19 protein-coding genes are annotated in these 19,922 nt (G+C 54.7%); 10 read left to right on the plus strand and 9 right to left on the minus strand.

Going from position 1 to position 19,922, the window contains the following annotated elements; genetic code table 11:
• Window positions 1–305 precede the first annotated feature (305 nt).
• From K0H47_RS13670 to K0H47_RS13715, 10 genes are all read left to right on the plus strand, one after another.
• The gene (locus K0H47_RS13670) at window positions 306–488 is read left to right on the plus strand and encodes a hypothetical protein (RefSeq protein WP_065876657.1); all 183 of its coding nucleotides are present in this window, start codon (window positions 306–308) and stop codon (window positions 486–488) included.
• Window positions 481–750 (plus strand): DUF3077 domain-containing protein, encoded by a 270-nt coding sequence (locus tag K0H47_RS13675; protein ID WP_130184052.1) that lies wholly within the window; start codon window positions 481–483, stop codon window positions 748–750. Before K0H47_RS13670 ends, K0H47_RS13675 begins: the two co-directional genes overlap by 8 nt.
• A complete protein-coding gene (locus tag K0H47_RS13680; RefSeq protein ID WP_169863860.1) occupies window positions 743–1,021 on the plus strand; it encodes a hypothetical protein in 279 nt (92 codons plus the stop codon). Before K0H47_RS13675 ends, K0H47_RS13680 begins: the two co-directional genes overlap by 8 nt.
• Window positions 1,014–1,496: a LasR-specific antiactivator QslA gene (locus tag K0H47_RS13685; RefSeq protein ID WP_219272924.1), complete on the plus strand. Its 483-nt coding sequence runs from the start codon at window positions 1,014–1,016 to the stop codon at window positions 1,494–1,496. The genes K0H47_RS13680 and K0H47_RS13685 overlap by 8 nt, the downstream gene beginning before the upstream one ends.
• Complete coding sequence (locus K0H47_RS13690) at window positions 1,489–2,505, plus strand: toprim domain-containing protein (RefSeq protein WP_219272925.1); 1,017 nt, start codon at window positions 1,489–1,491, stop codon at window positions 2,503–2,505. The genes K0H47_RS13685 and K0H47_RS13690 overlap by 8 nt, the downstream gene beginning before the upstream one ends.
• Window positions 2,502–4,292 carry a DUF927 domain-containing protein gene (locus K0H47_RS13695; protein WP_374106753.1) on the plus strand — a complete coding sequence of 597 codons (1,791 nt, stop codon included), beginning with the start codon at window positions 2,502–2,504 and terminating at the stop codon, window positions 4,290–4,292. Before K0H47_RS13690 ends, K0H47_RS13695 begins: the two co-directional genes overlap by 4 nt.
• A 432-nt stretch (window positions 4,293–4,724) precedes the next feature.
• The gene (locus K0H47_RS13700) at window positions 4,725–5,501 is read left to right on the plus strand and encodes a hypothetical protein (protein WP_219272929.1); all 777 of its coding nucleotides are present in this window, start codon (window positions 4,725–4,727) and stop codon (window positions 5,499–5,501) included.
• 491 nt (window positions 5,502–5,992) lie between these two features.
• Window positions 5,993–7,705: an ATP-dependent endonuclease gene (locus K0H47_RS13705; protein WP_219272931.1), complete on the plus strand. Its 1,713-nt coding sequence runs from the start codon at window positions 5,993–5,995 to the stop codon at window positions 7,703–7,705.
• Complete coding sequence (locus K0H47_RS13710; RefSeq protein ID WP_219272933.1) at window positions 7,702–9,327, plus strand: UvrD-helicase domain-containing protein; 1,626 nt, start codon at window positions 7,702–7,704, stop codon at window positions 9,325–9,327. The genes K0H47_RS13705 and K0H47_RS13710 overlap by 4 nt, the downstream gene beginning before the upstream one ends.
• A gap of 320 nt (window positions 9,328–9,647) precedes the next feature.
• Window positions 9,648–10,655: an Abi family protein gene (locus tag K0H47_RS13715; RefSeq protein WP_017478057.1), complete on the plus strand. Its 1,008-nt coding sequence runs from the start codon at window positions 9,648–9,650 to the stop codon at window positions 10,653–10,655.
• Window positions 10,656–10,787: 132 nt separating this feature from the next.
• On the opposite strand, the gene K0H47_RS13720 is transcribed toward K0H47_RS13715, so the two are convergent.
• The 9 genes from K0H47_RS13720 to K0H47_RS13760 form a co-directional block, all read right to left on the minus strand.
• Complete coding sequence (locus K0H47_RS13720) at window positions 10,788–11,387, minus strand: hypothetical protein (protein WP_063033640.1); 600 nt, start codon at window positions 11,385–11,387, stop codon at window positions 10,788–10,790.
• The gene (locus tag K0H47_RS13725; protein WP_063033641.1) at window positions 11,384–11,944 is read right to left on the minus strand and encodes an RNA polymerase sigma factor; all 561 of its coding nucleotides are present in this window, start codon (window positions 11,942–11,944) and stop codon (window positions 11,384–11,386) included. The genes K0H47_RS13720 and K0H47_RS13725 overlap by 4 nt, the downstream gene beginning before the upstream one ends.
• A gap of 26 nt (window positions 11,945–11,970) precedes the next feature.
• Window positions 11,971–13,632 (minus strand): VWA domain-containing protein, encoded by a 1,662-nt coding sequence (locus K0H47_RS13730; RefSeq protein ID WP_219272935.1) that lies wholly within the window; start codon window positions 13,630–13,632, stop codon window positions 11,971–11,973.
• Between the two features lie 74 nt (window positions 13,633–13,706).
• Window positions 13,707–14,288, minus strand: coding sequence for a hypothetical protein (locus K0H47_RS13735; protein WP_076015556.1), 582 nt, complete (start codon window positions 14,286–14,288; stop codon window positions 13,707–13,709).
• Window positions 14,289–14,362: 74 nt separating this feature from the next.
• Window positions 14,363–14,581, minus strand: coding sequence for a hypothetical protein (locus tag K0H47_RS13740; protein ID WP_207198617.1), 219 nt, complete (start codon window positions 14,579–14,581; stop codon window positions 14,363–14,365).
• Window positions 14,582–14,679: 98 nt separating this feature from the next.
• Entirely contained in the window at window positions 14,680–15,282 is a 603-nt protein-coding gene (locus K0H47_RS13745) for a hypothetical protein (protein ID WP_093203056.1), read from the minus strand.
• An 86-nt stretch (window positions 15,283–15,368) separates the two neighbouring features.
• The gene (locus K0H47_RS13750; protein WP_063033646.1) at window positions 15,369–15,947 is read right to left on the minus strand and encodes a hypothetical protein; all 579 of its coding nucleotides are present in this window, start codon (window positions 15,945–15,947) and stop codon (window positions 15,369–15,371) included.
• Window positions 15,948–16,035: 88 nt separating this feature from the next.
• Entirely contained in the window at window positions 16,036–18,600 is a 2,565-nt protein-coding gene (locus K0H47_RS13755; RefSeq protein ID WP_219272937.1) for an autotransporter outer membrane beta-barrel domain-containing protein, read from the minus strand.
• A 357-nt stretch (window positions 18,601–18,957) separates the two neighbouring features.
• Window positions 18,958–19,650 (minus strand): hypothetical protein, encoded by a 693-nt coding sequence (locus tag K0H47_RS13760; RefSeq protein ID WP_219272938.1) that lies wholly within the window; start codon window positions 19,648–19,650, stop codon window positions 18,958–18,960.
• Window positions 19,651–19,922 lie beyond the last annotated feature (272 nt).

Below are 19,922 nucleotides of genomic sequence, written 5' to 3' on the forward strand. Positions count from 1 at the left end.
ACGGGATGAGCATTTTCGGCAGCCAGATCAACTTGCAATCTTCATGTGGTCGGGCCTATAGTTTGCCCGTCGCTGCCAATTCAGCGACCGGGCTTGGTAACCCGATCAGCAAAAGGCGCAACAGCGCCCCCATTATGATTGCAGGCGCTTTTTTTGTGCCCGCAGTTACGTGTTATGGCGGCTGTGCGTGGGAGACCTTCGGGTCTGCCGGGTTCCTTTTGCCCCGGTTTACCAACCTGCGTACAGCTGCCACCCATTCGCTTGGTAACGAACGTGGCAGCTCCTCAGCAAAAGGAGCTCTACCCATGCACGCCCTCAATCCGTCCGCACGTTCTACCCGCGCCGCCGCGCACAAGGCCATGGCCTTCGCAGCCCTTCGCGCAAACTCCAGTCTTTCCACTCGCCTCAAACGCTACAACCACCATATGCACCTCGCCCACCTTGCCGCCTCAGAGCAAGCGATGGTTATGGAGGTGCGCCATGCTTAAGACCACCGTCAAAACCTTCAGCCACATTCCTCTCTCACGGTTACCGCTCTTCGCTGTTCAGCCTGATGTGCCTGTAACCGATGCCCTCGATCGCACCTACTGCCTGCTTGATCTTGCCCAGGAGATGGCCGAGCAAGCGGCTCTGACTGAAAACAGCCAACAGCTTTGTCATGTGATCGTCTACCTGATCGACATGGCGAAAGCCACTGTTGACGCTTGCTCAGAGGGCATCCTGACCTCTGTGGAGGTGGGTCATGAATAAGCTCATTCCGCTCACAACAAATCCCAGCCAAACCCCTGTGCTGCTGATTGATACGAGCGCCGCGTACGCCGACATTCAGGAATACGCAGAGCAGCGACTTTGTGCGGCTAAGGCACTGCTTTTCAGCCTGTCCTGCATGGGCATCAACCGGGCCGACGCAAAAGATGTGAACGGCATTGCGGATGCCGCCTACTTGCTCCTGGAGGACGCCAGCGACCTCTTCAACGCAGCCCGAAAAGCAGCGGAACGTGAGGGGGTACAAAATGCCTGAATTACTCAACGCCGTGCTGCCATCTGCCGACGGCCAACCCGCAATCGAAACGCAGTGGCCCGCCAAATACCAAGAAGTAATCGACGGTGGCGTTGATGCCTTCGAACGATGGTTGGCCGAGCAAAATGAACCGTTGGCCAGGTGCCTAATCAGTCACAAACAGCGCCTACCTGGCCGGATCGTTGACGCGTTTGAACTCGGGTTCTTGCACCGCCTGGAACAACGGCTACGCAGCCAAAACCCAACACCATGCAAAAATGTTGAGCAGTTCACTGGAGCCCTCGCCCTGGGCAATCGTGCCACCGCAATGATGCGTTTGAGTCTGGAAAGCACGCTGCAACTTGCCAACAAAGGGGAGCTCCGACCCTGCACCGAAGAAGCGGCGCAGCACCTCGTGAAAACGGCGGATCTGGCCGCGGCTATTAGCATGCCTGACGCTTCATTCGTATCGTCAGAGGGCCTGTTCCATGACTGATAACGACACTGTAGACCTGATTCGTTTGGTGGCACTTCGTGCCCTTCCTGCTGCCCCTACTCTGCTTAAAGAATGGCTGCCGGAGGGGCGCCCAAACGGACGTGAATGGGTTGCTCGAAACGATGTCCGGGGAGACCGCCAAGCCGGATCGTTTGGTGTGTCCCTCGACTCTGGCCGGTGGAATGACTTTGCCGACGATCAAGCGCACGGTGGCGATCTGGTTTCACTTCTGGCGTACCTGCGCCAATGCCGCCAGGTCGAAGCTGCGCGGGAAATCGATCAACGCCTGGCGCTCGGTTTGTTTGAGTCATCTGGAGCCCCGAGCGCACCGAGCGCCCAGCAAGCAGAAGCGCTCAAAGCTGCCCGCACCAAGGCGGAAGAAAACCGACGCCGGTCCGATGCGGTACAGCAGGAAAAGCAGCAAGCAGCGACTCGGCAGGCAGTGCAGTTGTGGCAGCGCTCAAAGCCTGCTGATCGACTGCATCCGTATCTGGTGGCCAAGGGCGTGAGCCCACTCAAACTGCGTCAAATGTCTCAGGGGAAATTACTGGTCCCTCTATGCCTTGATGGTCGCTTGGTAAACCTGCAAGTCATCGACTGTGCCGGCGCAAAACGTTTCCTCAGTGGTGGCCGTGTCCTGGGCTGTTACTCGCCATTGGGGCGGGTCATCGAGGGTAGCCGCCTGTACGTCTGTGAAGGTTGGGCGACGGGAGCAACGCTGCATATCCATACCGGCCAACCGGTGGTGTGCGCCATGAACGCCGGCAACTTGCGCGCCGTGGCACTAGCCATGCGAGCGCTTCATGGTCAGAGCGTCGAGCTGGTGATCGCTGGTGACGATGATCGCCAAACGCGGGGCAATCCCGGGCGCACTTCCGCCAACCGTGCAGCGTTCGATGCCGGCGCTCTGGTGGTATTTCCAGAGTGGCCCCAACAGGCACCGCCTGAGCTATCCGACTTCAACGACTTGCACCTTTGGCGCAACCAGCTATGGGAGGCAAAGCCGTGAGCAAGCTCAAGGAAAAACACGCTGATTTGAGTCTTGTAGGAGACCCAAAGGCGCCGGAGCCCGACAAACTCGACCGGCCCCGTTTCGCTGTCTATGAACACGCCTGCACGGTTGAAGGAAAGGTCTACAAGGCCGGCACCTGGTATCACAGCGTGAAGCAAAGCGGGCCGGAAGAAAAAGCCATTCCAGTCGATCATTGGATCTGTGCGCCGCTGAACGTCGAAGCCGAAACGATCAACTCAGAAGACGGCAGCATTGGCCGTCTGCTGTCCTTTCACTACAGGGGTCGGCGTATTGAATGGGTGATGCCCATGGAATCCCTTGCGGGTAAAGCAGATGAGGTAATGAAGGCACTCATGCGCCAGGGACTGGCAATCGAATACCACCAGCGTCGTCATATCGCGCCGTACCTGGCGAGCCATCACGCTCCTGACCTGGTGATTGCCACCACCACGAAACCGGGCTGGCATGAATCAGGAGCATTTGTGCTGCCATCACGGGTCATTGGCGGCGACAACGTTCGTTTTCAGGACTCAGGTCGTGCAGCAAACATCTTCACCTGCAAAGGCTCTCTCAGTGGGTGGCAGACCGAGATAGCCGCACGCTGCCTCGGCAATCCAGTACTGATTTTGTCGGTGTGCTGTGCATTGGCAGGACCGCTGCTTGCCAAGGTAGGCGTCAACGGTGGCGGTATTCACCTGGTCGGCGACTCATCAAGCGGCAAGTCACTCGCGCAACTGTTGGCGGCATCGATCTGGGGCAATCCTGGCACCTTCGCAGCCTCTTGGGACGTGTCAAAAGGTGGGGTGGAGATTGAGGCAGCGTCTCGTAACGATACCGTGCTGATCCTTGATGAAATCAAGCGTGCCGACCCCAAGCGCGTTCAGGAAATGGCCTACGCAATCGCCAACGGCATGGGCAAAAGCACCATGACTCGCGAACGTGAAGGGCGGGCCAAATTGACCTGGCGCGTGCTTGCCCTTTCCAGCGGCGAAAGGTCGTTGTCGGAGCATGCCGCCATTGGGGGCAATGGCGCGCATGCCGGCGCCGAGTTGCGCATGGTCGATGTGAATGCTGGCACCCGGACTCATCGCGCTTTTGATGATGTGCATGGCATGACGGGACAAGAATTCCACCGCGTTCTTAATGACGCGGTCACGCAACACTATGGTCATCTAGGTCCCATGTTTGTTGAGGCACTGATTGCGCAGCCAAAGGAGCTGTATAGCGCCTTTGCACAGGTCCGCAAAACCTTCGAAACAGAGAGTTCACAGGCCGGCCGGGTGGCTGATCGATTCGCCATCATGGCGTTAGCCGGGGAATTGGCAATTGAACATAATCTTCTTGGCTGGCCAACTGGATCAGCGACCCGCGCTTGCCTATTATTGTTCAACGAATGGTTGGCCCGCATGGGTGACGGTAACGCAGAAGACCGCCAGATTCTGCGCGGTATTGCCGACTTCATCGCATTACACGGTGACAGTCGCTTTTCGGATGTTCGCGCGGAACACGCCAACCTGACGGTTCGCGAGCGAGCCGGCTTTTATGAAGTGAATGACGATAAACGGCTCTACCTGTTCAACACACCGGCATTACTCGAAGCAGCTTCTGGCTTCGGTAAAGAGCGGATCGTTAGGACGTTGGTTAGCGCCGGAGCCTTGGCCAAGGTTGACGAAGAGACCAAGGGCAGCCGGAGAACAAAAAAATACCGCACGCCAGGTGGTGGTAGTTCCCGTTTTTACGTGATTGACCCCGACTTGCTGGAAAGCGAAGGGGAAAGTCAATGAAGTTAAGCCTATGCAGCTATCCAAACTTCACGTTTTTCAGTGGGAACGCGGGAACAGCGGGAACAGCCCAGCAAAACCGTGCCTCTCAGCGTTCCCGTATAAAACATAAGAGTGGGAACAAGGGAACACAACTCTGTTTAATAAAGAGCCATACCACCTTGCTTGTTCCCGCGAAGAAAACACAGGGAACATGTTCCCGCTGTGAACCCCCCGATTTAGAGCCTTCGTACCCACGTTCCCGTGTTCCCACCGATTTTGAATTCAGTCGTGTGAACAAGGGGGGGTATGCGCTGTTTTTGTTGACAGCATCAAAACTATTCGTTCCGCCAGACCAATACAAACTCATATCAACAGCCCTATCAGTTTCCACTGATCGGCAACGCGTACCTCAAACCTGGCCAGCCTTGGCCTGTAAACACTCCGGAGAAAACTATGACCGAACAACCCGTATCGATGCCTGATGAAATTCAGAAGGCACTCAAAATCCACGAAGAAAAAAAGGAAATTTACCTGGCTTTACGTGAGCGTTTTTCGGAACTGAGAAAGCGCGAAGAAAAACATCGCAAAACAGCTGACGCCGCAGAGCAGCAGGCAATTAAGGATGGCGCTACCTGGCGGAAATTATTCAGGGAAAGTGACGGCGAATTGACCAAAGACATCCGCAACTTCAAACGTCAGGAATTGGACAATCGCGAACTGGCATTGGAGTACGCTTGCTTGGCGGGCGAACTGCAACCGGAGTTAGAGCTGTGCCAGATAGACACCTATGAGGCCCGGGAACGCTACCTAAGCAGTCGTGATGCGGCATATACCCTCTACGGTGATTACTGTCTCACCAACGCCGCCACATCTCTTTTCGAAATTCCCGAGGCTAAGGTTTTTCTTAAGGCATTGCAGCGCAAGAAGGTGATGATTCAGCGGGACATTGAAAAGGATGCGTTCTATCGAGAGGCGTTGTTTCATGACGATGCGAAGGCAGCAGACAGCGAGCAAGCTCGTCGACTGGGCGAGGTCCTATTTGGCTTTATTGACCAGGCAAGCGCTACATTGTCTACCGAAGACGATGCCGTGTGGCAGTCGCTTGCTATTGTCCCACGCGATGACTTCACGACTGGCGAGCACGAGTTGAAGAACAAGATCTACCGGACACGTCGACGTTCGGATCTGAATGCCATGATTGAGAAACAGGCGCAAACCCAAACGTCCTGAACACCTTCCTTCTCAATGCCTACAAGCCGCCTCAAGGCGGCTTTTTCATGTCCAGTGAGGCCTACCTAATTCTTTGGCAAAAGCACTGGTCACGAGGAGTAGGGCATTCCAGAGGCCAAATCAATGGCCGATCCCACTGATCAAGCACATGAGACCTCGGCGACTGGGTTCAACCCCGGCGCGCGCCGTTGTCCCCCCACCACACCTGGGGTCTAAATAGGTTGCTTTTTCCGCAGCGATGCATGACTTAACGGCCAAGCAAGATGGACCTCAGGGCTAAGCTAATCACTGAATTACTTACCTGCAAATCCCTGCACATGCGACCTCGTAAGCAGGCTTTTTGGAGCGACACCTCCATGCTAGTAACACTAGATAGCTTTATGCCATTCTCTACGAAGCTTCAGAAGGCTTCACTCGTCTTCCAAACCCCCAAATGAAGAACGGAATACGTCTTACTATTAAATCTATGCAAAACAGGAAGGAATCAGAGCATGGAGATTGAAAAGGTCATTATCAAAGGTTTTAGAAATTACGCTGACGCCACTGTCAATTTGCAAAGTAAAACATTGCTCATAGGTGCTAACGACGCAGGAAAAACTAACTTCGTATACGCACTGAGAATCCTATTAGACAAATCTCTTTCCGAAAGCGACCTAGAACCTTCTGAGTCAGACTTCCATATAGATAAAAAAGGAACACAACACGAAGAACTATCAATTGATATTTACTTCAAAGAAATAACAGAGGATGCAGTACTCTCAGTACTTAAAGGAAATGTATCAAACGAAGGTAAATCCGTATTAAGATATGAAGCAAATAGAAAAACCTTAGATTATACACTCAAACTAGGCATTGACCCCAAACACCTATCCACAGTCAATAGTAGATTCTATTTAAAATACCTAAATCTCAAATATGTAAAATCTAGTCGAGACTTAGAAAAATTTGTCAACATAGAAAAAAGACATCTTCTAAAATTATCACAGGAGCTTAGATCTGAAGAGGAAGTTGAATCAGACCAAGAACAGCTTTCAGTTATAGAAAAAAATCTCGACACCATAAACGGATTAGTAAGCAAACTACACTATGTAAACAATGCGACTAACGCTGTAAACGAAGAGCTTTTGAAACTCTCCCATGACTTGACAAACTATTCTGTACATTTAGATTCTGGAGCTATTCAAACGCAGCAATTTATTGACAATTTAAAATTAGGCGCAAGTACAGCAGGTTCGAAAATATCACTAGGTGGTGACGGCCGAAACAATCAGATACTTATGGCTTTATGGAAAGCAAAAAGCCAGCGAGAATTTGATCCTGAAAGCGAAGTAGTTTTTTACTGCGTCGAAGAACCAGAAGCTCACCTCCATCCTCATCAACAAAGAAAATTAGCGGACTATTTGATTAAAGATTTACCTGGACAGACAATTATTACGAGTCACTCGCCGCAAATCACCGCGCGCTATTCACCTCACTCAATTGTACATATTATTAACTCCCAGAAAGGCAGCTATGCCGCTAGCGAAGGTTGTTCTGACTGCATTAGCAGTGAGTGGGATAAACTCGGCTATAGAATGAGTATTTTGCCAGCGGAAGCTTTTTTCTCCAAGTGCGTCTTTCTAGTCGAAGGCCCTTCAGAACTATTATTCTACAACGAACTAGCAAAACAAATCGATATAGATCTAGACTATTATAATATTTCAATACTTAATGTTGAGGGAATACAGTTTAAGGTCTACGCACAGATCCTGGATGCAATGGAAATCCCATGGGTTATCCGTACCGACAATGATATTTCAGCAATTCATGTGCAAGGAAATGAACTACGAAACCCAGCCGGCATAAATAGATGCCTATCGCTTGCGGGCCAAATAAAATTCGCATACATGCCGATAGGTACGACTCATCAAAGCGTTTATGAACAAGGAATTTGGGCTGGAGTTAATAAAACAGTAAACCCCCACGGCATATACCTAGCCAAGATAGATTTAGAAACAGACTTATGCGAAGAGTTTCCAGATCAACTCACAAAATATTGCGATACAACTGATTTGGCTACAGCCGTCAAATTCCTTCAAGGTAAAAAAGCGATTCGCATGAGGGAATTTCTGACCCAAAACAGCTCCGCACTAGCTTCAGCGAAATTAGGTTTGCTAGCTCAGCCATTGCACCACTGCGTAGCGAAAGTGAGAGGGTCCGTATGATAACCTATACAGACGAACAAAAAGAGGCAATTAAACCTCAAGGCTCGCTAGTCATTACCGCATGTCCTGGAAGCGGCAAAACCGCAGTCATCGCAAAAAAAATTAGAAATGAACTAGGCGAGTTAAAGTCCTACCAAGGAATAATCGCAATAACCTTCACTCGCAAAGCTAGCAAAGAACTAGAAGGCCGATGCCGAGCAGATAGTACAGACACCAAGTCTAGTTTTTTTGGAACTATTGATTCATTTTGCCTTTCGGAAATTATATATCCTTTCCTAAATCAAATATTGGGCGGCAGCACCGAAAACCTCGAACCAAAATATGCTTCAGACTTGCTACCTGCAGAAAATTTAATTGCCGCCCCCTTAAACGAAATTGACAAAATCGATGCAGAAAAACTAAAATCAATTAGAAGTTTATATTTGGGTGGTACAATTTACTTCCCAACTATACCGGCTCTCGCTTTATATATTCATGAAAACTGCTCAGCGTGCAAAGCCTACCTAAAGGCAAAATATACAAGCATATATATTGACGAATACCAAGACTCATCCAAAGCACAACATGATCTTTTCTTAAGCATTGTAGACTCCGGAGTAACTGGCATAGCTGTTGGTGACCTGCAACAATCAATATATGGATGGAGAAGGTGCAGCCCGGAATACCTTAAGGAGCTAATAAGGCGAGAGAATTTCACACATAGAACCGTATCATATAACCACAGATGCCACGCCTCAATAGCAAACTATTCCAATCGCTTATTCAATCCTCAGTTCGAGCTGACACCCACCGACTCCATCCAGGTATGGCAATGCAAGTTTTCAGGCACGCAGCGGGATGCATCCGTTCACCTTAATACTATTATCCCTTCACTTCTGGAAAAAAACAAAACGCTTAAAGCGTCTGACATTGCTGTTCTTGTTAGAAATAATCGTAGCTTAGGATATTTGAGAGATCACCTTTCCATACCTTGCAGAATATTTGCAGACGACGCCATTGATGACTTACAAAGCAGGACAGGTTTTTTATGGTCGGCACTAATGAAATACCGTTTCGACATAAGCTTTAGTATTGAGCAAGTGATAGAGATGCTACCTGACCAGTCAAACATTTCAAAAGCAAAACTAATAGATATTCGAAGAACAATTAGAAAAGCAAGAAGCATAGCCCCCCACCTTCTGGAGGACTATCTTTATGCGACATCTACGAGACTCTTAAATACTAATCCGAAAGATTCAGAACTTGCCGCACTAAAAATTGTCACGTCAAATGCTGACGCACTAAAGCAATACACCACAACTAATACAAATGAAGTCCAATGCATGACCCTTCACAAATCCAAAGGTTTGGAATTCGAAGCAGTAATTCACCTTGATCTTGGAGAGTGGATATTCCCGTATAGGCAGGTAGGCGAAAGCTTTTCGGAAAAAGTATATCCAAGCTGGGAACAGGATTTAAATTTACACTTTGTAGGCATTACTCGGGCCAAAACAATGTGCCTATTGGTGCACACTGCTCAACGGCTGAACGCTAAGGATGAAACCAAAGGTGGAGAGCCATCAGCCTTTCTGCAACTACCCGGCGTGCAAGGGCTATATAAAACCTATAACTATCCAAAATAAGCGGACTGCCCATGTATCCCAAACTGTATCCCTAGCACCAGCCAAACGAATTTTTATTATATAAATCAACATGATAAGTACTCAGTTATAAGCTCGCCGGGGCACCAGATACAGATGAAAAAGCCCCAGGTCGAAAGGCCTGGGGCTTTTTTGTGGGCGCAAGATAAGGAAGAAGATGTAAATAAAGTAACAGTTTTATGGCTGACCATAAGTTTCTCGACCAGCAAAGTGAAAGCCCGAGTGACGCCACACATCGAAGGGCGGGCGCTTGTATCGATTTCAAGCAGGAGGGACTTGCACATGCCTAAAGTGATGCACCAATGATCCAGGGTTACCCTAAACCTTGGCAGAGCTACCAGGACCAACTTGAGATATTGATAGCTCGCGGAATGATCGTTACTGAGCGATCTAAAGCCTTGGAGTATCTGGAGCGCATTGGCTATTACCGCCTCAGCGGCTACTGGTTCGCCTTTCGTGAGCGCACCGAGCTGTGCTGCCCACTTATTCAGCACAAAAATCAGAAGCCGAACAAAACCAAACCGGGGCGGCTCCCTCTAGACACTTTCAAACCCGGCACTACCTTCCAAAACGCAGTCGATCTTTATGTGTTTGATAAAAAACTTCGCCTGTTGACCATGGACGCCTTGGAACGTATCGAAATCGCATTGCGAGTGGACATATCCCACGGGCTGGGCAAGCACGAAAAGTTTGCGTATCTAAAACCTGAGCTTTTCCATGAAAGTTTTTCTACCCAAATCGACGGGAAAACAGGGCTCACCAAACATCATGCCTGGGTAGGCAAACACGCCGCATTGATCAGCCGCTCGAACGAAGACTTTATCCGTCATAACAAGGAAAAATACGGCCTTCCGTTGGCGGTTTGGGTGGCTTGCGAGGTTTGGGACTTCGGCACGTTGTCGACCCTTTATGCTGGCATGACTGAGGCGGATCAAGATGCCATATCTCAAGAGTACGGGATCAGCAATGGAAGGGTCTTCGCCAGTTGGCTGCGCAGCCTGAACTACCTGCGAAACGTATGCGCCCATCACAGTCGCCTGTGGAATCGGAACATCGTTGATCAGCCAAAACTGCCACCTGAGGAACAGGCTCCTGCATTGGCCGCATTCCATGATGATGCACACCGACGCGCGCGGCCTTTTATGCTCTTGTGTATCACCCACCACTTGATGAAGGTCATCAATCCGTCATCAAGCTGGGGACGACGGCTGAAAGCACTATTGGAGAATGACTTTCCAGACTTGTCCCATCTTGATCTTAATTTGGAGGGCATGGGAGTGGATCACCACTGGCAGAAGCGCGATTGGTAATCGAAAAAATCAAGGCAATAAAAAACCCCTGAGCAATTGCTGCACCGAAGCGCATCAACCGACAGGGGCCGTGTTGCGGATGATTATAAAGGCCGGAAGTTTCTCGTCAACCGCCGGCTGGCGACCTCCACCTCAAGGATTTTTCAACGCCTCCAACCGCGCCGGCAGATCCTCGTTGGGAAAGCGCTTATGCAACTCCAGCAGCTTCTCATCCGCCACCTTCGTCTCTCCCGCCTGCCGCAACCGCAGGATTTCCTGCAGCCCTTGCTCCAATGGCGGCAGCACAACAGCCGAGCGCTTGCTCATCTTCGCCACCGGCTCATCCGCCAGCGAGCCCGCGACTTCTGCCTGCACCTGCGGCGCACTGTCAGCCTGCGGAGCCACGGAGAATCGAGCCATCGGCGCCGCTGCCGGGGCTGGGCGAGCGAGTTCTTGCGGAGCCGCCGCGTAAGTGCCTGTGGATAACTCCGGCTGCGGCACCGGCGAGCGCGTGACCAAACCAATCATCAGGGCCATACCCGCGACGGTGGCAAATGCCATCTGCCAGCGCGGCCGTTGGCAGGCCTGCAACCAGCGCTGCCACAGGCTGGGTTGCCGCACCGGTGCTTCACGGTGGGCGGTGGCCAGGATGAAGGCGTCCAGGGAAGCCGGCGGCTCGCCGCTGGTGTGTTGACGGAAATGCTCGATCAGCAGCTCGTCGTTCGAGTCCTGGGTATGTCGGGGGTCAGTCATGCGGGTACCTCCTCGGCCAGCAGTCGGCGCAGTTTCTGCTGGGCGTAACGCAAGCGGCTTTTTACCGTTTCCAGTGGGGCGCCGGTGAGCGCGGCGATTTGTGGCACTTCCAGCTCGCCATGCAGGCGCAGCAGGAACACTTCGCGCTGGTCTTCGGGCAAGTCTTGCAACGCGCTGTCCAGGCGGGCCTGGTCGCGGCTCAGGCTCAGCAGTTGCTCGGGCCCGGCGCTGTCGTCGGGCTGGCCGTGAAGCTGCTCATCGTAGCTGTCGTGCAGCGGGTTGTGGATGCCGTGTTTGCGCCAGTGGTCGATCAGGCGGTTGCGGGCAATCTGGAATAACCAGGTGCGAAAACTCGCCCGGCCCTGTAGCTCGCTGGTGCTGCGGATCAGGCTGAGCCAGGTGTCCTGAAACACTTCCTCGGCCAGTTCGGCCTTGTTGCTCAAGGACACGAGAAAACGGTACAGGCCCTGTCGATGCCGCGCGTACAGGGCTTCGAACGCTGCACCGTCGCCGCTGCGGTAGCGGGACAGCAGGGCTTCGTCGCTGGGTGAATCCATCAGGTGGCGCACTCCTTTGAGGTGGATCAGTGTTTGGCCGGGGCCTGGATGCTCTGGGCCAATTCGACCAGTTGCACAAACTCGCTGCGCAAGCCGAAGGGGTCGTCGCCCCGAGCGGAGCGGGCCAGTGCGGCCGTGTCCTTGAAACTCATGGTGCCAGTGTAGCGGCCATCACCCTTGAGTTGCTGGGCGAAGGCGGCCACGGCGGCAGAAAAACGCAGGTCGTCGCTGGGTTTGCCGCTCTGCTGGTTGCTGATCGGGTGTTCGATCAGTCGGCTATCGACGCCTTCCGCTGGTTTGTAGCGTACCCGCAACATCGCCAACTCATCAGTTTTACCCTCAGCCTTGGCCGCCGATGCGTAGCGCAGTGGCTCCAGCCAGCCCTGTTCACCCTTCGGGACAATTTCATACAACGCGGTCACCGTGTGCCCGGCACCGATTTCTCCGGCGTCGACCTTGTCGTTGTTGAAATCCTCACGTTTCAAGGCGCGGTTTTCATAGCCGAGCAATCGGTATTCACTGACCTGCGCCGGATTGAATTCCACTTGCAGCTTCACATCCCGGGCCACCACAGCGAGGGTCGAGCTGAGCTGGTCCACCAGCACTTTGCGGGCTTCGCGCAGGTTGTCGATGTAGGCGTAGTTGCCATCACCGGCATCGGCCAGTTGTTCCATCAGGTGTTCGTTGTAGTTATCCACACCGAAGCCAAGGGTGGTCAGGGACACGCCGCTTTTGCGCTGCTCGACCGCCATTTGCTTGAGGCTGTCGAAGTCGCTCACGCCTACGTTGAAGTCACCGTCGGTGGCCAACAGGATGCGGTTGATGCCCTTGTCGATAAACCCTTCGCGGGCCATTTGGTAGGCCATTTCGATACCCGAAGCGCCTGCGGTGGAGCCGCCGGCGGTGAGTTGGTCGATGGCGTTGCGGATCTTGGTTTTGTCCCGGCCCGAGGTGGGCTTGAGCACCACTCGCGATTCGCCGGCATAGACCACCAGCGACACGCGGTCCTGGTCGCGCAATTGGTCCACCAACAGTTTCAGGGTGCTCTTGACCAGCGGCAGGCCTTCGCGGCGATTCATCGAGCCGGACACGTCTACCAGGAACACCAGGTTAGCCGGTGCCAGGTCCGCCACGGCGCGGTCCGAGGCCTTGATGCCGATGCGCAGCAGTCGGGTGTGGGGGTTCCACGGTGAGGGGGCCACTTCCGTGGTCACACCAAAGGGCGAGCCGTCGGTTGGCAGGGCGTAGTCGTAGGGAAAATAATTGACCATTTCCTCCAGTCGCACAGCACCTTCGGGCGGCAGGCTGCCTTGGTTGAGGAAACGTCGTACGTTGGCATAGCTGCCGGTGTCGACGTCGACGCTGAAGGTGGAAACCGGTGTTTCGGCCACGCTGCGGATCGGGTTGTCCGGGAGGTTTTGATATTGCTCCCGAGGCTCGGCCTGGTATTGCAGGGCGACGGCGTCGTTCATGACCAGCCGCGACGCCATCGGTGCAGGAGCAACCATCCGCTTGACCATGGCCCCCTGAACGCTGGCGGGCTCACTGTGCAGCTCCGCGACAGGTGCCGATTCAGCAGGCTTGGCCACATCACGGGATGAAGAAAGCCCACACCCGGCGAGCGCCACCAGCAGGGTCACGGCAAAGCCTTGGGCGGCAGGACGCAACAGCAGAACAGGACGGGACATGGTCTGAACCTCGTGAGTGAATGATCCGTTCACAAGGTCAGACGCAAGGAGTTGGTGATTCGGGTTAAAGCAACTTAGCGCGACGGAATATCGCGCAAATCATCGACGATAAATCGGCTCAACACGCCCGTGTAAAAAGGCTCGACGCTGGTGTTGCCCGTGTTGGAGATAACCCCACCCATGGTCTTGTACTGCTGCCACTGACCCAACACACCACCCGGCACCAGACCACTGCGGTCCTTGGCAAAGTGCAACACCTCGGCGCCGCCCTTCTTGACCTTGACCTGATAGTTGAAGTCGACACTCAGCAAGATGGTGTTGTCGTCGACAAGCACCGTGGCGAGTCCGCCCTTGGAGTCCTGGATATGGCGGGTGTAGACCAGATTCACATCCAGCAGGTAATCGGCGCTTTCCTTGCTGGTGGCGTATCGCTTGGCCTTGAGCAGCCGGTTGACCAGGTCGACGCCCAGTTGCTCGCGGACTTTGTCATCAGGCAGGAAGCGTGGGTTCTTGCCCACTACTTCAACGTCGAAGGTATCGAGCCAATAGGTAGCGGTCTTGGGAATCTGAACCGGTGCGGGGGAAATGTAGTAAGCCGGCTTGGAGGCGCAGCCAGCCAGAAAGCTGAACGCCAGGAGTAAAGCAACAACGCGCATGTCTGAACTCTTCCCTGAATGATGTCAATTTGACTTCATTTTACGGCGTTGTCGGCGCCTTTTCGAGTCCTGCTTCAATTTGAAGCAATAGCCCCAGCGGCCAGCAAGCCAATACCGGTGTACCACCCCCAAAGGAACGGCCTGGCCTGGCGATCCTTTCTGGCATAAACATACACATAACAAGGGATAAACAGGCACAGCAGCGCATGCACCAGCGAGTTTTTTACGGCCACACAAAAAATGGCCAGCTGCATCAAAATCGCCAGGCCCAGTCCAACCATTACCAATGTCATTACCACGGTATTTCTCCTGCGCGGGTGCGTGTGTTACTTCGAGTGGGGCACGACGGCACAGACCAACTTATCGCCAAGGCGACGAAGCTAACCCGCCATCAGGCGTACAACGTCCAAAAGTCCATGCCATCCACAACCCAATATCTTTGCTCTTTCGGGATCAGCTCCGCGAATGATCCAGACGCTTGCCCGTCCCAGTCCGAGGGCACATAGGACTCATGAAACCTGTCCCAATCAACATGCCGGAACACCTTGCTATCCAGGTCCACATAAAAGCGGGGCAGCCTCATCCGCATTTTTTCGCATTCATCCAGACGAGGCTTCGCGTGGCCAGATAGAACGGCCTCGATATGGTTATGAAATTCGCCAAGGTAGGCAGCGGAGTAACCGTAGGTGAAGAAACTGACCATCCACTCCAGCGAATAAACGTTGACGCTGTTGTTATCCAGATAACGCTGAAAGGTGTTCACCTCCAGGACCGGAACGCCCCCTCTGAACTCGGAAACGGCCTGGTCATAGAGGCTACTGTCCATGACGCCACTTTCGACATAGCTCCTGTATTCAGGCCTGACATCGATACAGAAATTTCCCTTGTCGTCTGCCAGGTAGTAGTACTTGCCACCAGCGACAAACACCGCCAAGTCCTTGTGCCCCTCGAAAATATCTTCAAGCAGGCCATCAACATCATCTGCAGAAATCATCAGCGCCTCTTCTGTTGCCACGGAGCCCGGCGGTACCCGTCGATACCTGAGCGACTATCGGATTTGCATTGGCGCCGGGCTCTGGCTCACGCCGCCGGAGCCACAGTCGCCACAGGAATACGCTCATTAGGCGCAGTCACGTCATACACATGCTGCTCACACCCCTTCCCGATAATCACGAACTCCACCAGGTAAACCTTTTGCTTCTCAGGCTTGAAGGTCGAACTCATGGGGCCGCATTCATACACATAGGTTTTGACGAGGCCAACGTAGTTGGCGTTGTAGACCCGTGACTCGCCGATCACTTCAAAGGGCTGCCCCGGGTCAGCCTGTACTTCCAACTGCGGGAAGCGTTTGGCGACGGCGCTGTTGCCCACTTCGCTCATCTTGGCGATCCAGCCGAATACCTTGCCGCGGCCGGAATCAACCACCGTCCCGAGGATTTCCGGACGCTGGTCCACATCGGAACTACGGCGTACGGAGAACTGCACCGGGTAGGTGAAACCGGTTGCCTTCATGATGACCTTGGCGTGTTCGGCGTCCACCTCGACCTTTTTTTGCTGCAACTGAACGCCGTCCGTCAGCAGGCTTGGCGAGGAGTTCCTGGCAGTGGAGTGGCAGCCGGCCAAGGCTAGGGCGAGAATTAGGAGTGAGGTCTTTTTCATGGGTTACTTCCTTGAACACAGTTAAAAATCTGGCTCGGGCTACGTAAGAGAACCGCAGCCCGACGCCGTTTTCTATCGGCTGTAAAACTTAAAACGCGTACCGCGCCTTGAGCATCACCCCATCCGCATCAAACCCACTGCGGGCCTGGCGGGTGTAGCTGGCCCCCACGGTAAAGTCCGACACCTGGTAGTTCACGCCGACACTGGCTTCATAGCTGTCACGCGCCACCGAAGCGCCGGTGACGGTGAACGCAGAACCGCCGAGCACATAGCTGGAGGTTTGTGCGACGCGATCACCCATCAGGTCGTGATACGCCATCAAGGTTGCTTCCGGCTGCAGGCTACCGGCGCCCATGGGCAAGTTGCCCGCCAAGCGCACACCGGCGCCCAGCTCGCCCACTTCATAGCGTTGCGATTGGGTGCTCAGCGCGGCCGAAGAACCCTTCTCGTCGAAACCGTCCATGCGCACGTTGGCGTAACGCGCTGCCACGCGCGGCTCGATCACCACGGCCTGCGACGGCTTGAAGCTGTAGCCGCCGATCACACTCGCAGACAGCACATTGCTGTCGTAACTGCCCTTGGCTGTGGTGCCGGCGATATGGCGTTTGCTGTCGTTGTCGTTATGGCCATAGCTGAGGCTGCCGTCGACAAACCAGTTTTGCAGCGACCAGTTGCCGTACAGCGACAGCGCATGGCCCTCCACGTCGGTCTTGTTGCCGAGGTCGGAATGGATGTTGGAGTTAAGGTAGCTGTACGCCACGCCCAACGTGGTGGTGTCGTTCAAGCGCCCGTCCACACCCACGGCCATGCCGCTGCTGTTGGCCGAGTAGCCGTTGTTGCCGCCACGCCCGTCCTGGTCCATGTTGCTGCTCAGGCCCTGCACCCACACGCCGCCGGTTTGATGGCTTTCGCGCTGGTCGGTGAGGCGGTTGAAGATCGCACCGTTGATCACGGTTTGGCCCGACAACGCCACGTCCAGGGCGCCGCGGTTGACGTCTGGCTTGAGTTGTTCGCTGACTTGCGCCAGTTGCTGCGCAGTACCGGCGTTGGCCAGGGCCTGGAACACTTGATCGTTCTGGTTGAGGCCGCCGAGCACGTCATTTTTGAAGGTATTGACCGCCGTGGCCGCTGCGGCACTGGCGCCCACGCCGGCCAGCTCTTGCTGCACTTGCTGGTTGTCCTTGACCGCCACCACCGCCTTGACGGTTTGCGCGTCGGCCGAGTAGCTGAGCACGTCGAGCAACGACGACGAACTGGCAACCGAAAGGCCGTTGTTCTGCACGCTGGTGGCTTGCAACAAGGTGTATTGGGTGCCGTTGTTGGTGCGCGCGAAGTCGCCTGGCTGCGCGCTTACCGTCAACTTCGAGGCCTGGGCGAACGTTGCGTTGCCATTCACGTTGAGGTACGGCGTGGTCGGCACGACGCTGTCGGACAGGTGCATATCGATGCCCGCGCCGTTGGCAACGTTAAGGTCGCCGGTGATCGTGGTGCCTGGCGCGGACAGGTTCAGCGAGCCGGAGTTGATCGAGATCGGGGCGATGATGCGATTGCCGGTGAAATCGGCTTGGCCTGCGACATTCACCGCGCTCAAGTTGAGCAGGTCGCCGGTGATTTTGCCGCCGGTCCAGTTCAGCGTGGCGAGGTTGGCGGCGTCGATGGCGGTGCCGGAGTTACTGCGGATCTCGCCGGCTTGCTGGTTGATTTCGAAAGGCGAGGTTTGGTACTTCGCGTCCACCAGGATCGCCGTGCTGTCGGCCTTGATCAGGCCACGGTTGACGATGCCGCGCGCGCCCGTCTGCGGGTTCAGGGTAAAGGTCGCCCCGGCCAAATTAATGGCCACCGCGTTGGTGCCGTTGGCTTCAATAGTGCCGGTGTTGAGCACGTAATCGTAAGTACCGGAGTTGAACTGTACGGCTTTGGCCAGCCCGCCGTTGACCGTCACCAACCCGCTGTTTTCGATGCGCAGGTCACTGGTGTCGGTTTCAACCTCGATGCCCAGCGCTTCCTCACCGGTGACACGAATGGTCCCGGAGTTGAGAATCTTGCCGCCGATGGTCACCGGCATATTGTTGTGAGTGTCCAGAATAAGGCCGTAGCCGTAGATGGACGTCACATCAATCAGCCCGGAGTTGACCACGTCACCGCCGACGGTCGTACCATTGAGGTACATGCCCTCGCCGTCACTGTCCGAACCCGGTACGTCAACGGTCACGATGTTGCCGGAGTTGATGACGCTGCCACCGATGTTGGCGGCGCCCACTTCAAAACCTTCGGCCCAGGTCTGGTTGGTCAGCCTGATCGTGCCGGCCTGAATCACATCCCCGGTGATGGTGCCGCCACGGGCGCGCAGATCCGAGTCCAGCGCGCCGTCCACCACAAGACCTCGAATGTTGAGGCCGCTGCCATCGATCGTGTAATCGGCGCGATTGATCAACGAGCCCTGAATATCCGTCTCGGCAACGCTGGCGCCATCGACGAAACGCTGCGTGGCCACCACATTCCGCGAACCGGTCAAGGTGACAGGTTCGTTGAACACTTGGCCTTTCCACATGTTCTGGCCGGTGCTGACGTCAAATTCCACCGCACTGACATGCGCGGCAACTGCGCTGACCATGAGGGCTAACAGGGTTTTCTTGAACGGCTTACGCTTCATCTAAAACTCCATGAACTACAGTCAAAGCCGCCAATAAGCCCGGCGGCTGTAGGTGTACTGAGCGAAGGATCACTTGATCCGAGTGCATGCCCCCAAGGCGTCTTTCTGCAACGCAGGCGCGAGCGAGTGCACCGCAGCGGGCGGTGGCAGAGAAGTGAATGAGGGGGCGAGGTTCACATTAATCCTTAATGTATTTTGAAAACGCTGCAGTCCATGCAGCCCGACCGGTTGCGGGTGGGCGGGGTAAAGACACTGGGATATACAAAATGTTCAAGATGCCCTGCGGTTTCGGTCAATAACACCCGCGCCGACATCAGCCACCGCAAGCCACGGGGCGATGTCGAGCCTATCGCGGAGTTACTTGAGCTCCTTCACCAGATACCCACCGGAGATCTGCGTGATACCCGTCAACGCACGGCGCAATGCCTCAGGATCAGTGCGATAAGTGAGCGGTGTGTAGCCGTAGACATTCTGACCATTGAACGGCGTGACCGTCTCCACCGTGCGCCAGAGCATCTCGTCGCCACGGTCCATGCGCGCCACCACGGTGAGCGTTGGGTAGACCACGCTGCTGAAACCCTGGGTCAGGCGAAAGCCCCACTCGCCCACCGTTAGTTGAATCTGTGCATCGGCCGGCTCGTCGTCAGCCACCACCTTGAGCGATGACGTCTTACCCAAGGCATCGATAAAGGCCTGCTTGAGCAACACGCCCAAGTCGATATTTTCGGCGTCCATCACCGTGAGGATCGCGGCCGGCGTCGACATCTCGGCCAGTTGCCCCGCCTTCATGCCGGCGGCAAACCCCGCGCCGCTCAAGGCCGCCGTGCCCAGCTTGGACGCGCCGCTGGCCATGCCGACGCCCGCGCCAAGCCCGGCGCCCAGGGCCGCACCCCAGGCTTGTTCACGGCCCATGTAGACCATGTTCTTTTCCCACTTAACGGGCAGCACTTTGACCGTCTTGACCTGCGCACGATGCTCGGCCGTGAGGGGCTGGCTGACGCAGCCACCGAGGATGAGGGTGGAGAGGAGAATCAGGAGAAGGTTTTTCACATCAGTCCTTTAATGTTGGTGGTGGGTGGATGCGTTTAATCATCGCCAGGGTGTCGGCAATGGGGGTGAAGACATGAGGCATTGGTATTGGGCCAGTACTTTGCTGCCTTGCGTGGGTTTGGGTGCGGGCTTATAGTCCGGGCCGTCGCCCACATGGCGATTCAGGTTTGGCGACCTGACAACAGAGCGCAAAAGCATCCCGCTTCTATGCAGGTGTTTTTGCACCCGCAAAGCTGTGCATGATATGGCGGCTGTGCGCGGGAGACCTTCGG

This window comes from Pseudomonas sp. Xaverov 83 (assembly GCF_019352905.1).
GTDB lineage: Bacteria > Pseudomonadota > Gammaproteobacteria > Pseudomonadales > Pseudomonadaceae > Aquipseudomonas > Aquipseudomonas yamanorum.